The 12,074-nt window shown below is 61.6% G+C and carries 14 protein-coding genes; 7 read left to right on the top strand and 7 right to left on the bottom strand.

Annotation, left to right across the window (positions count from 1 at the left end):
• The first annotated feature begins 25 nt into the window (after positions 1–25).
• A complete protein-coding gene (locus tag PV762_RS11640) occupies positions 26–262 on the top strand; it encodes a hypothetical protein (protein WP_067278790.1) in 237 nt (78 codons plus the stop codon).
• A 36-nt stretch (positions 263–298) separates the two neighbouring features.
• On the opposite strand, the gene PV762_RS11645 is transcribed toward PV762_RS11640, so the two are convergent.
• The 4 genes from PV762_RS11645 to PV762_RS11660 form a co-directional block, all read right to left on the bottom strand.
• Positions 299–829, bottom strand: a complete 531-nt coding sequence (locus tag PV762_RS11645; RefSeq protein ID WP_421035190.1) for a thymidine kinase — start codon at positions 827–829, stop codon at positions 299–301.
• A 420-nt stretch (positions 830–1,249) separates the two neighbouring features.
• Positions 1,250–1,831, bottom strand: coding sequence for a hypothetical protein (locus PV762_RS11650; RefSeq protein ID WP_421035191.1), 582 nt, complete (start codon positions 1,829–1,831; stop codon positions 1,250–1,252).
• On the bottom strand, positions 1,831–2,640 hold the full coding sequence (locus PV762_RS11655; protein WP_421035192.1) for a hypothetical protein: 810 nt from the start codon (positions 2,638–2,640) through the stop codon (positions 1,831–1,833). Before PV762_RS11655 ends, PV762_RS11650 begins: the two co-directional genes overlap by 1 nt.
• A gap of 389 nt (positions 2,641–3,029) precedes the next feature.
• Positions 3,030–3,383 carry a hypothetical protein gene (locus tag PV762_RS11660; protein ID WP_421035193.1) on the bottom strand — a complete coding sequence of 118 codons (354 nt, stop codon included), beginning with the start codon at positions 3,381–3,383 and terminating at the stop codon, positions 3,030–3,032.
• 303 nt (positions 3,384–3,686) lie between these two features.
• Here PV762_RS11660 and PV762_RS11665 point away from each other — a divergent pair, with 303 nt between their 5' ends.
• The 3 genes from PV762_RS11665 to PV762_RS11675 are packed head-to-tail and all read left to right on the top strand — an operon-like array spanning position 3,687 to position 6,544.
• Positions 3,687–5,228, top strand: coding sequence for an adenylate/guanylate cyclase domain-containing protein (locus tag PV762_RS11665; RefSeq protein WP_421035194.1), 1,542 nt, complete (start codon positions 3,687–3,689; stop codon positions 5,226–5,228).
• A complete protein-coding gene (locus PV762_RS11670; RefSeq protein ID WP_421035195.1) occupies positions 5,225–6,007 on the top strand; it encodes an E2 domain-containing protein in 783 nt (260 codons plus the stop codon). Before PV762_RS11665 ends, PV762_RS11670 begins: the two co-directional genes overlap by 4 nt.
• A 24-nt stretch (positions 6,008–6,031) precedes the next feature.
• Positions 6,032–6,544, top strand: a complete 513-nt coding sequence (locus PV762_RS11675) for a Pycsar system effector family protein (RefSeq protein WP_421035196.1) — start codon at positions 6,032–6,034, stop codon at positions 6,542–6,544.
• Positions 6,545–6,605: 61 nt separating this feature from the next.
• Here PV762_RS11675 and PV762_RS11680 read toward each other — a convergent pair whose 3' ends face one another.
• The 3 genes from PV762_RS11680 to PV762_RS11690 form a co-directional block, all read right to left on the bottom strand.
• The gene (locus PV762_RS11680; protein ID WP_421035197.1) at positions 6,606–7,310 is read right to left on the bottom strand and encodes an adenylate/guanylate cyclase domain-containing protein; all 705 of its coding nucleotides are present in this window, start codon (positions 7,308–7,310) and stop codon (positions 6,606–6,608) included.
• 2 nt (positions 7,311–7,312) lie between these two features.
• Entirely contained in the window at positions 7,313–8,224 is a 912-nt protein-coding gene (locus PV762_RS11685; protein ID WP_421035198.1) for a TIR domain-containing protein, read from the bottom strand.
• A gap of 818 nt (positions 8,225–9,042) precedes the next feature.
• Positions 9,043–9,306, bottom strand: coding sequence for a helix-turn-helix transcriptional regulator (locus PV762_RS11690; protein ID WP_421035199.1), 264 nt, complete (start codon positions 9,304–9,306; stop codon positions 9,043–9,045).
• A 76-nt stretch (positions 9,307–9,382) separates the two neighbouring features.
• On the opposite strand from PV762_RS11690, the gene PV762_RS11695 reads away from it, so the two are divergent.
• The 3 genes from PV762_RS11695 (at position 9,383) to PV762_RS11705 (ending at position 11,748) form a co-directional block, all read left to right on the top strand.
• The gene (locus tag PV762_RS11695) at positions 9,383–9,967 is read left to right on the top strand and encodes a hypothetical protein (protein ID WP_421035200.1); all 585 of its coding nucleotides are present in this window, start codon (positions 9,383–9,385) and stop codon (positions 9,965–9,967) included.
• Between the two features lie 784 nt (positions 9,968–10,751).
• Positions 10,752–11,078 (top strand): helix-turn-helix domain-containing protein, encoded by a 327-nt coding sequence (locus PV762_RS11700; RefSeq protein WP_421035201.1) that lies wholly within the window; start codon positions 10,752–10,754, stop codon positions 11,076–11,078.
• A 331-nt stretch (positions 11,079–11,409) separates the two neighbouring features.
• Positions 11,410–11,748 (top strand): hypothetical protein, encoded by a 339-nt coding sequence (locus PV762_RS11705; RefSeq protein WP_421035202.1) that lies wholly within the window; start codon positions 11,410–11,412, stop codon positions 11,746–11,748.
• Positions 11,749–12,074: the final 326 nt, after the last annotated feature.

The raw sequence follows: 12,074 nt of genomic DNA on the forward strand, positions 1-12,074 counted from the left end.
AACTCTTATCAGGATCAGGAACAGCGTGGCCAAGGATACGACCAAGACGACCATCGAAGCCGATGGTCTGCGCTATCGCTCTAAAGCTCCAGGTTCGCCGTTCGCGGCGACCTCCTCGTTTGGCGCGGCAACCATGTCGTGCTTCCTCTGCGGCAAGCATCGCCCCCGGGCGCTGCTGAAGTCCCGCAAGCTGCTGGGCAAGTCGCAGCCAGTCTGCGCTCCTTCCTGCAAGGAACTGGAAGAGCAGCTGACGAAGAAGTAAGCCCCGGTTGCCGGGCGCCCTCAGGACGCTATGTCCTCAGGAGGCCCGGAAACAGCGTCCACAGACCGCGCGGTAACGGGAGTTGCCGCCGATCTCGACCTGCGCGCCTTCGGTCTGCTTCCGGCCGGTGGCGTCGACACGCATGTTCATCGTGGCCTTGCGGCCGCAGTCGCAGATGGTCTTCATCTCGTCCATCTCATCGGCGAGCGCCAGCAGGGCCGCCGATCCGGTGAACAGCTCGCCGCGGAAATCCGTCCGCAGGCCATAGCAGATGACGGGCACGTGGCGCATGTGCGCGATCTCGTGCAGCGACCAGACCTGGTCCTTCGTCAGGAACTGCGCTTCGTCCACAAGGATGCAGGCGATCCCCGGCGACTGGGTGATCAGGGCGCGGAAGTCCGTCTCGCCGTTGAACACCTCCGCCACCCGCTGCGGCCCCAGCCGCGACGTGACCATCCCCTTGCCGTAACGATCGTCGACGCCCGCAGTGAAGAGGCGCACCGCGTGGCCGCGCTCCTCGTAGTTGTGCGCCACCTGCAGCAGGGCGGTGGACTTGCCGGCATTCATATGGCGTCCTACCCCCTAAATGTGCATAATTCTGCTCATATTTCAACAAATCCTTGTGAGATCAACAGGTTAGCCATTGGACACTCCATTGGGGATGCATACATAGATTTGCAAAGTTCATTGGCGCTTGCGCGCATCGGGAGCTGCCCGCGTTTTGGCCCACCGGAGTTTCAGCTGAGGCGACAGCTGGAGCCGAGACGGACGCCCCACCCAGTGCCGGTGGCCCAGTTTGCGGCTTGGTCAATCATGCACTCAATCTGCTTCGAGGTGACTGCGCGCTCCTGTTGGTCCGCACGTATGTGGAGCAAGGGCACTCGCCGTGACCAGCCCACCCCCCTGCGTGCTGCGCGTGCTGGACACCATGAAGGTGAGCTTGGCCGGCTGCCACTTTTCCGGGCCGGGTGAAATGGCAGCGTTGCTCTACAAGTTTCCACTGTTGACTGCTGATGTTGCGCTAAGCGGCGCGTCTCTTGCTGTTTGCCTTCCAGAGAAAATAGGCGGGGTTATCCCGCGAAGAAATTCGGTACTCCTCGAACGCCTGGATTCCCTTGTAGGCGGCGTAGGCGCCGGCGAAAAGACTTGCCCCCCCGTTGGGATTGCTGCCACCAGGCTGGCCACCGCCGCAGCCGCGTTCCATACCGTCTTGCGGCGCAAGCGCTTGACGGCGCTATCGATCTCTGTGAGCTGAACTTCGAGAAGCTCATGCATGGCGTTCTCGGCCCGGGCTTTGCGCTTGATCGGATCCGCTTCGAGCCGCAGTTCTCGAAAGTGCTTTTCGAGCTGAAGACGAAAGCGATGAAACGCCTCCTCGTCCGTCCGGGCCGCCATCAACAGCGGCAACGGCACCTGCTCGAAGAAGGGAAGGCTCATCTGGAGAAGGCCACTTGCGGTCGCTGACTTGATATCCGGCGGCCAGGGCTCTGGGTCGAGGACCGCCGTCGCGAACGACGAGGTCGTCAGGTAGTGAGCGCCAAAGCGCCCTGCCATGGCAACGTCCTGCATCAGACCGACATGATGCTGATGCGCAGACTTGTTGATCGACTGCTGTACCCAGGCATCGAAGCTGGACTGGTTCGGAGGTGCGTCGGCAGACTCATCCTGACCGTGACGGTGCCGGACGCCTCATCCTTCGCCACGGCCTCCATCTCCCTGAGTTCGTAGCCAAAGGCGCCGATGGCATCTGAATCGAACGAGATGCAAATGCGCCGACCTAATTCCAGCGCATCGAGCACAAGTAGCCCTCGTGGGCTCGCCATGACCGAGCGAACCATCGCATGGCGACGATAGACCGCCAGCAGGTCCGCGGGGAGCAGTCCCTCAAACGCGTCCCCGGGCGCATAGATGGGAATCTCGGCAGGGATCTCGCCTTCCAAAGACGTGGGGTAGTGCGCGACGTAGCCGCAGTCAACCAGGCTGCGATTGGCAAGCAACTCCGCAGCCGCACGCGCTATCGAGTCGCGATCGAACTTCCGCGTCGGCAGTTCCGGCGAAGCAGCGAGCATTGCGGTCGTAAAGGGGTGCTCTTGCTCCGTCAAGCTGAATAGCGGATCCGATAGGACGACGGTGTCTAGGTACCAAGCGGCCTGCTTGAGCAGCTGTGGCGTGGCCATGCGACCCGGAAACAGCCTGAGGCGCCCGGCTTGCGGACGCACCTGCTCGGCCAATTCAGCCAAGTGCTGAATGCAGAACTCGCGGTACTGCTGCAGGGCCTTTCGCAACTCCTCCTCGGATACGCCGCTGAAGCCGCGCCGCACGTACGGCTCATGCAGCAAGACACTTTCGCTCAAGTGGCCGTAGATGATGGATCCCATCGCCGCTCCTCCCTGATCCTGGATCGACTCGAACAATCATCGCGCACCGGCACAGCGACCTTCATCGGAAGTCAGGGCATTGGTGGGGCTCAGCCCTGACATCTAGGCGAGGTGGCCTCCGCGCAACGCGATCGCGCCCGTCGGAGGCGGTACCGCTGATGTGAACAGATCGAGCGGCTCTCGCGCCGAGCGAGGCGGTTCGCCAGGAGGTCCGCAGGGCGGAAGGACGATGATGCGCTATCGCCAGTCGGCGATGTGGGCGTGGCACCGCCAAACCGAAGCGGCGGCGTGTTAAGGCACCGGCGGCTCGCCGGACGTCGGACTAACCAGTGCGCTGCCTCGAACGTCGATCGAATCCGCGCGGCTTGGCCAGCGGTACGAGCCGGCGCTCAGACCGAATCCGCCCCGCCTCGGCGATCCTGCACAGCAGCTGCATGAGCGCGCAATCGTGCGAGCTTGTCTTCGAACGTGATCCCTCGTGCGGGCGCTTCAGAAGGAAACAACAGCTGCAGGTACTGGGTCCGCCCTAGCCCCCGCAGGATCTGGACAAACGTCTCCAGGGTCGCTTTCCCCTCAAGCTCGAACCGCTTGAAAGTGCGCAGGGGGACTTCCGCCTTTCGAGCAAAGGCTTCCTGTGACAGACCCGCTTCCAGCCGGTGCCGGCGCACACGAATCGCCAAAAGCCGGCAGACATCCCGCTCTGGCCATTCCTTCAGCGCCTCATTCTCTTGTTCCGGCGTCATGATGGCGATGATAGGCCATCTTTGGCACTAAATCTGTGGATATCCTGAAGTTCGCAATTCGGCGAATGTACATTTGGAACGTGAAGAACTTCTCAGGCTTTCACAATACGAGAGTTAAAACGCTACGGGTAGCGATGCCGGTGAAATAAGACGCTACCAATAGCGTTTAGCACTCGACAACGGCGATTGCTGACAAGTTACGTATTTTGTGCAATATTTACACAACCCGTCCAAGGTTCGCCCATCTGTGGACAACCGGGTAGTCGTTGGGCGTCATCGGGAACATCCCCTTGGAGAGAAGAATTGACCAGCACCTGGAACCAAGATCGCGCGGCCAAGCACATTGACAAGAAGATGGGGGACGTCGATGACGTCGTCATCAAGGATTACGCCCGGGACATGTCTCTGGAATCGATCCCAACCAATGCCGCCTACCGCGTCGACGCGGTGCACTTGTACGCCGAGATCCTCAACGTCGAAGACATGCTCAACACCCACGAGGTCGAGGGTACGGACTGCCACAAGCGCACTCTGCGCTTCTTCGACCAGCATTACCGGGCGGTCAAGCGGATCCTCGACGACGTCGACGCCAAGCGAGTGGACTTTCATAACCAGCGCCTGCATGCGCTCTTCGCCAAGCCCTACAACAGCGAGACCGATGCGGAGAAGAAGCGGCTCCAGCGCGCCGTCGCAAGCGCTCAACTCATCATCGACGTGCTGGCGCAGACCGCGGACGAGAACGAGAAGATTCCCGCGGCCAAGGTCCGCGTGGGCATCGACACCGGCACCACGCTGGCGGTCAACAATGGCCGCAGTGGCTACCGCGAGCCGCTCTTCCTGGGCGACGCCGCCAATCACGCAGCCAAAATGGCCAGCAACGGAACGGCCAAAGGCATCTACCTGACGAACGCCGCGCGTGCCGTCCTGGGCTTGGCCGAACAGAAGGAGCCGATCAAGGTGGCCTTGAGCGGCGCAGAGATTGACACCTGCATAACCGCGGCTGATCTGGAGATCACCGCAGACGCGATCGTGAAGGCCTGGCGCGAAGACATGGACAACAACCCCATCGGGGGATTCGCCTTCACGCGTCAGACCCCGCCGCTAAGGGACATGGATATTCCCGACCTCACGCCGGCCAACACGAAGCGCCAGGAGGCCGTCAGCGTATTCGCCGACATCGACGGCTTCACGAAGTACGTGGCGAGTCATCTCGACGACAACACCGAGGACGTTGTGCGTACGCTCCATGTGATCCGCGCTGAACTTGAGCGCGTACTGACGACCGAGTTCGGCGGCCGTCGCGTCCGCTTCATCGGTGACTGCCTCCACGGCCTGATCTGCGAGGGCACCTCGCAGACGACTGACCCGGAACTGACGATCTCGGAGGCCACGCGCCTGGCGGGCGGTCTGCGCAGCAGTTTCGACCTGGCCCTGCAAAAACTCCAGGGCGCCGGCTACGAAACCGGCGATCTGGGTCTGGCGATCGGCCTCGATTACGGTCCGATCTCGGTGACCCGCCTGGGCCGCAAGGGTGATCGCGTTCGCTGCGCCTTCGGCCGCAGCGTGATCGGATCGGAAGCGGAGCAGTGCGACTGCGACGGCGACGAGACGGCCCTCGGCCAAGCCGCTTATGCCGCAGCAAACGACGCCGTGCGCAAGCTGTTCGGCAGCTCCCGCAAGGTGTCGAATCTTGACTACCTGGAGGCGACGGAGGCGCTGGCCGACAGCGGCGACAAGAGCGCCAAGGCCGCCCGGTCTGAGGCGTATGTCAATGCCGCGCCGGCGATCATCTCGGCGGAATCTCGCGTCGTGCAGCCCTACACGGTGCTGCCGGAGCAGGAATGAGTCCACTGGACCTGGTGGCACGGGCGGCGATGCGCCTGGGCGCCCAGGCCAGCGCGCAGACTGACGATTCGTTCCTATTGCACCTGGAAGTGCTGCATTCGGACGGCTCGCGCGACCGCTACCAGCTCCGTGTGCAGGCGCGCGGAACACACATCACGGCCCGGGAGGAAACGCCTGCGTTGTTGCCCTCGTTCTGCCCCGAGCGACACATCAACCCCGATGGCACCTTTTGCCTGTACTTCCCCGAAGCTCAGGCCCTTGACGTCACTGACGAGGACAGCGCCACGGCCTGGGCTGAGACGTTGTGGACATTCCTGCGCCTTCAGCGGCGCGCGGAGCGGCTGGGCCGCTGGCCCAACAACCACACGTGGGCGCACGGAGATGCGGCGCGATACCAGCTGCGCGCGACGATCGCGGCAGCGTCGTTCGGCAGTCCGACGCAGAACCGGGTCGCCCAGGGCCACCTTTCCGTCCAGCATTTGCGCGTCAAGCAGCGCGACGTCTTTCGAGTGATGGACGGAGCAGTGCATCTGTTCAGCGTGTGGGGTCAGGGGCCACGTCTGATCGGCAAGCGCAAGCCGTGCTGGTGCGGCTCGAAGGAGTCCAAGAAGGCTAAGCGCATCGGTCGATGTGCGGACCATGCGTCACAAGCGGCCCAGATGGCCATCGCGATCCATCGATGGGCACGGGAGGAGGAAGACTTCTGGCGACGCGTCGGCGATAAGGCCTGCTGCGGCCGCTGCAGCGAATGCCGCTTGCAAAAGCAGGTACCACGTTAGACACCCGAACCACTTTCACATTTCATGATCGACACCAATCAACGCCTGCTGACGACCCAATGGGTCATGGAACGCCAACTCGCATGGATCGCAGCGTCCGAGGCCAAAGTCGCCGCGGTCGTCGGCATCGACATCGCCATGCTGGGCGCGATCGGCGCTGCCTTCAGCAGCGCCAAGCTCCCGCTGACGGGCGTCTTCCTGGCGGAATGGCTCGTCACCGTTTTGGCCACGCTATGCCTCGGGGCGGGTATTTTCTGCGCGGCGATGGCGGTGGTCCCGCGGATGGACGGCCCCAAGCACTCGCTGCTCTTCTTCGCCCGTATCGCTGGGCTCCCGGCGGATCAGTACGTCGACCGGATGAGGTCGGACACGGATCGGGCGCTGCAGGACGACTGGGCGGCGCAGGCGCATCGCAATGCGGAGATCGCCGCCGCCAAGTTCGGATGGGTGCAGCGGGGAATTCGCTGGTCGTTCCTCGGCGTTCCTTTCTGGTTCGCCGCCATCCTCACCCTGATGCAACTGGGCAATGCAAAATAGTCGTCGCCTCGAACAGCTCAGGCAAAGCACACGCATCCAGATCGTGGGCGGGTTCGCCCGTTCAGGCCAGGCGCCGATGGAACAGAGTTCTGTAGTGTGCGCGGCTCGGGAAGTCCGCATATGGCCCGTCCCAAATCAACTCGTTCTGCGACCCATACAACGATGAGAATGTCAGCCGCTGGAACGTCTCCGCCGTGACCCGGATCGGGAAGTCGCCATCCAGCCCAGGAAAGCTGTTGAGCTTTGCCGCATAGTTGGCGGCCGGGCCAATCCAGGCCAACTCGCCGACTGCGCGAACACCTACTTTCACCGCCAGGCAGACGCCGCTGTCGATTCCGACGGTGAACCTGATCGGCTGATGATCCGAATAGATGCGCGCGAAGATCGGATTGATCAGATCCTGGACGCAGTTGTTCAACTCCAGCGCCGCGCCCACCGCATTGTCAGCGTGGCCCGCGCCGATGAACACGCCCATCACTCTGTCACCGTCATACGCCTGGATATCTCCGCCGTGACGCCGAACGAGCGCGGAGGCGCAGTGAAGAAAAGCCTTGTAGTACTCGGCCGCTCTCGTGTCCGCGACCTCGTCGACCATCTTGGTCGAACCGCTGATGTCCGCATACAGGATGGTGACCTCTGCGCGCTTGCCGTCGTTCCCAAAGGCAAGTGTGTCCGTGCTGGGCACGGCCGTCGCGTTGGGAATGTCAGGCCACCGCTCGACGGCCACGCTGGTGACCCACGACGCCAGGTCTTCGCGAATGGTCATCGTCAGTTGTTGGGCCCGAGCGACAGGATGTGCTTGCGCAGGGCGTTGCAAGCCGGCGCTAGCAGCGCGGCTGAGTCAGACCCCGATTCGAAGCGATAGGGAATCGTCGTGATGCCTGCCAGATCGCTCGGCAACTTCACGTTCTCATCCCTTGGCTCCATCAGGATCGCGCGGGCCTTGCCAAGTCGGCCCATGAACAGCCCAAGCTCAAAAATTACGTTGTCTCGCGGCGAGGGCCACTGCTTGCCCCGGGACTCGGTGAGGTCGTCGGCATGGGCGATCGCAATCGCGAAGTCCGAGCGATCAACCTCATCCTCCAGGCTCTGCAGTGTGTAGTTGGCGACTTTGAAGACGCCGTTGTCCCACCGGTGCACAACGAAGCTGTCGTACTCAAAGGCGCTCTGGATTTCCTGGGCCACCTTCAGCGACTCCACGGAGCAGATGATGAAGACGCGGATCTTGTCGCGCTTCTGAGTCACGAAGCTGTTGCGTTGCAGGAGACGGCGAGCCAGTTCACGCGCGATGCAGCGGTAGAGATCGGGATAGCGGCTACCGAGCTCTGACAGAACGGTCTCCGTCACCTTTGCCACTACGCTGTCCTCAAACGCGATGATGGTCGCCGAACGGCGCTGGGTGGGCTCCACGGCCGCCATTTCACCGACCGAGTCACCTGTGAAGCGCTTGGCAATCAGTCGTCCATTCACCACGACGTCCAACACGCCCGACAGGATCAGGTACACGTCATTGTCGGACCCGTTCTGTTCGATGATCGACTGCCCCGCCTTCAGTGCAAGCAGTTCGACCCTCTCCGCGAGTTCTTCCGCCAACGCCCGGTTACCGCCAACGATTTTTTGACCGGCGATCGCCTCCAGACGCAACCGTCTGCCTGGCTCCCCCTCAAATCTCTGAAGCATTTCATCCCTCCGCTCGATCTCACCCTGGCCCGCGCCTGCATAGGGCGCCCCGGTTCATGATCGCGGCGACCCTTGGGTCGACACGCTCCGCAAGAGATCGAAGTTGCTTGAACACACGACTCGCACTCCAAAGGGCGCGTGCGGCGCGACCTCCAGAGTACTTGACCAAATTTTCAGGAGTCAACGCGCAGGCGGAATCCGGTTTCGCCCTAAAGGGAACAGGTGGCTTTGCCATCCGCGCAAAACTTCGAGTCTCTGTCCGCCCAGCGCTAGGAGCTGAGACGATCCTACGGGGCCTCGGTTCGGGCAGTTGCACGAACATGGCGATTGACGAGCGCGCACGCCGGCGCTCTTCGAGTCCGGTAGCAACTTCCGACATCCACTTCGCGATCTTCCCGGCTCCTTTGACGAAGTGTCGGGGGCAGCCGCTATAGCAGGCCGCCGACCTTGTCGTAGTTCTTGCCGAGCCATACCAATGCCAGGGCGTGGTGTTTACCAACCCTTTAAGTAGTTGACCTTGTTGAAGTGTGCGAGCTACACAGCCTCAGTCAGATGCTCACCCCTTCCGGAACGTTGGGGTGTTGGCGACCTCGAGAGTGCGCGACTGATCCGCAACCTCCTGAAACTCAGGCAGCGCCAAGAAGGCAAGTGGTGGTTGCATAGACATGAGCACTTTGGAGAGGATTAGGTCCGAGGCGCCAAGGAGCCTCACGAACTTGCTGAGCTCATGCAGCTTGGCGCGAATAGCCGGAAGTGCCCGACCGAGTCCAGCAGCCTTACGGACCATGGCGGCCGCGGTGTCCGTTAGGGCGACGGTGTCATCGCCCTCGCTCGTGAAATACAGGTTCAAACAGCTCGCGCACCGGGACACCAAGCGCCCGCGCCATCCGTTCAATGTTGTCCAACGACGCATTCCTACGCAAACGCTCTACGTGTGCTACGAACGTCCGATGGAGCCCGCTTTCGAGCGCCAGCGCTTCCTGTGACCACCCCTTTTCTGCACGCAGCCGAATGAGGTTGAGGGCCAGCTGCTCGCGCGCGCTGACGGCAATCTCTCTGGGCTGGGAACGAGGTGAGGACACATGTGGAAGTCTTCACATGTGAAGCGCATGAGTCACCCGCTTTTAAGTCACAATCGCCGCATTCAATCGAGCGATCATGATCTTCACAGAAGCAAAGCTCACCAACGGTCAGAGCATCCGCCTTGCCACACTTTCAGGCACCGTCCTCGATCCCTCCGGCTCCCCTGGTCCGTCCGGCAAGAAGGGTGGGTTCTGGTTGCTCGACAAGGAGGGCAAGGAGAGCTTCGTTCGCGCCGTCGGCATTGGCATCGCCGTGCGACCCGGTCATCGTGTCTCGCTCGTTTACGGCGCCCCGTCCGCGCATGTTGAAGGGGCGCTGTTTGGTGCCATGAACCACACCACCGGCGATGTGGCGTGCGACATCATGAAGCTAGGCACGGCTCTTCGCAGCTGGCGACTGGATGTCGCCGAGGGCAAGAGCTTCTTAATCTGGGCATTCGCTCCTTGCCTCATCCTCGCGCTGATTGCCTTCGCCTCCCCCTCCGCGCGGCTGGACACCAGGATCTTCGCCATGTTCTGGAGCGCCATCGGCGGGTTCATCGTAGGTAGCCTCGCGTGGTATTTCGTCGGCTTCCGGCTTGGCCCCCAAGCGCGCCTCGGCGAGTTGGCGGCGCAGATCAATGCGCTCGGGACCTCCGCTCTCCAGCAAGCTGGAGATTGAAAGTGCCGAAGCTTTCCTTGGGACGCGTGCGGGCAAGCGCAATGCTTTGGAAGGTCCGCCGCTCGTCAGATATTTAACCCACGCTCGTCAGTGGCCGAATGAACAACGAAGGCGGACCGAGAAGACTCGGCGATTAGGACAGAAGCGTTGAACACCACACAGGCCGTCGCCTTTGCACCGCTACCGGATTTGACCTCTCTAGATCTGCGCAGAACTCGTGCCCAGAAGCATCGATGAAAACCAATAGGTGGTGACCGGAGACCTTCAACCCGCTCCAGATAGATCCAACCCTGCGCGAAGTCCAAATGGCTGAGTGCGCCTCGGGCGTCATGCACGTCAGTTCCAGCAGTTCCGAATTCCCTGCGCCGGTAGCCAACTCTCCGACATCCTGGTCACTCGCAAGTATGTGCGTCGACACGACTTGTTCCCCCTCAACGGTAAGGCCGATGGTGGCCACGAACCATGGATAGCGCGCCGGTAAGAAGAACCCGCGCCATCCGCAAACTCCTGGGCCGAATAGCCCAGCTGCTTCTGGGATAGCTTGATCTGCGTGCGTGAGGAACATTGGTGCCTTGGAGATAGCTCTGGGGATGTGGGGCGCGTACTTCTCGTTGGTGCTTCACGCCTCATAAACGGTATGCACTTGAAGTGCTCCGCTTGAAATTATTCTGGGGAGCAGGTCAGTACACAACTCGGCGGATCGAAGCCCGTTCCTCGCACCGACAACAGATTCCCTTTCCGAATATGGGACCGGACCCGGTACGGTGCGTGTTGAAAGGTAGTCATGAGCAAGTCGCTAAACAGCCGCAACAATGAGATCTTCCTTGCCATGCTCAGGGACATGCGGACCGGCCGCCGAATGAGACAGGCTGATCTGGCCGCACTGATGGGTTGGGGGCAGGCAACGATCAGCAAGGTGGAGTCTGGCGAGCGTAGGCTGGACATCATCGAGTTGCGGGATCTCGTCACTGCACTTGGGCTGGACTTCCTTAGCTTCGTTCGTTCACTTGAGGATGAGCTTCAACGCCGCGGCGTCGTGTCGATCAGACTTAAGAGGTGCGGTCGTCACGGGTCGGGCCTTTCCTCCACGTCCGCTACGCGGTCCGACTGAGTGTCCGCCGCGATGCGCTCTAGCCGACTGCTTGCGTGAGACCCGCTTCAGATTTGTACTGACGCGGCGACGCAAGTGATCTGATGCAGGCAAGGTGCCCCGTGAAGCGCGTGAAAGTTGCACCAGGAAAATTCGTCATGGTCCGGCCGGAGCCAGTCGAGAAGGCGGCTCGCGTACGAACGCTCACGGAAACCGAATTTGATGCCCTTATCCGGCTGGAGCCGAGAAACGCTCGTGTACTGGCTGGCCCCCATGAGCGCTCGTAAGCGCTAGTCGCATCGCGAGCAATCGAAACAGCAGCCCCAAAACTCGAATTCGTGTGGAGGCCGATATGAAACCGACAGACGACATGCGCTGGATCACAACCGGCGAGGCGGCCAAAATATCGGGTTTGTCACGGCCGCTCGTGGAGAAAATTCTTGGCCACTACCCAGGCGAGATCCGTCGGTCCGCCGTAGGCGCGCAGCCGAGCGTCATAGCCGACCAATTTGATTCATGGATAAAAGCCATCTTGGCAGCGACCGACCCTGGCGACCTAGACCAGATCCGCGCCGAGGCAATCCTCAATCCGCGACCGTCGGCCAAAGCGCCTAGCCCACAGGAAATGGAAGCAAGGAAAGCATCTCGCAGACGAGCGGCTGAGCTGGTGAAAATGCTGAGCAACCGATGAGGCCCACAGTGATGCAGTCTCTGAACACCAGCCAAGCGGTGAGCAATGCTGTTCAAGCCTTGGTCGCTCGCCTGACTGATGTCGGTGGGTCGATCGTGAGGACTGCAGGGAAATCAGTTCGCCAATCAGCGAGCCTGTTCACACGCCCAGCGCAAGCGAGAGAACGGATATGAACAGTCGAACGAGAAGCGCGACCTGGACAAGCCGAGTGAGGAAGGCGGGAAGGATTGACCTACCGCCGGCCGTGCCCGGCTTCCACCTCGGCCAACGGATTTACTTCCACGTCACGCATTTGGGCGCGGTGTTCGGTATCCAGCCGACAAGGA

The sequence above is a fragment of the Mitsuaria sp. CC2 genome, assembly GCF_048957715.1.
In the GTDB taxonomy this organism is placed as follows: Bacteria; Pseudomonadota; Gammaproteobacteria; order Burkholderiales; family Burkholderiaceae_C; genus Roseateles.

Coding starts and splice junctions, on each gene's coding strand:
- PV762_RS11705 (WP_421035202.1), top strand. CDS start 11,410: ATGAAACCGACAGACGACATGCGCTGGATCACAACCGGCGAGGCGGCC.
- PV762_RS11650 (WP_421035191.1), bottom strand. CDS start 1,831: ATGCAGGACGTTGCCATGGCAGGGCGCTTTGGCGCTCACTACCTGACG.
- PV762_RS11655 (WP_421035192.1), bottom strand. CDS start 2,640: ATGGGATCCATCATCTACGGCCACTTGAGCGAAAGTGTCTTGCTGCAT.
- PV762_RS11670 (WP_421035195.1), top strand. CDS start 5,225: ATGAGTCCACTGGACCTGGTGGCACGGGCGGCGATGCGCCTGGGCGCC.
- PV762_RS11675 (WP_421035196.1), top strand. CDS start 6,032: ATGATCGACACCAATCAACGCCTGCTGACGACCCAATGGGTCATGGAA.
- PV762_RS11700 (WP_421035201.1), top strand. CDS start 10,752: ATGAGCAAGTCGCTAAACAGCCGCAACAATGAGATCTTCCTTGCCATG.
- PV762_RS11695 (WP_421035200.1), top strand. CDS start 9,383: ATGATCTTCACAGAAGCAAAGCTCACCAACGGTCAGAGCATCCGCCTT.
- PV762_RS11645 (WP_421035190.1), bottom strand. CDS start 829: ATGAATGCCGGCAAGTCCACCGCCCTGCTGCAGGTGGCGCACAACTAC.
- PV762_RS11660 (WP_421035193.1), bottom strand. CDS start 3,383: ATGACGCCGGAACAAGAGAATGAGGCGCTGAAGGAATGGCCAGAGCGG.
- PV762_RS11685 (WP_421035198.1), bottom strand. CDS start 8,224: ATGCTTCAGAGATTTGAGGGGGAGCCAGGCAGACGGTTGCGTCTGGAG.
- PV762_RS11680 (WP_421035197.1), bottom strand. CDS start 7,310: ATGACCATTCGCGAAGACCTGGCGTCGTGGGTCACCAGCGTGGCCGTC.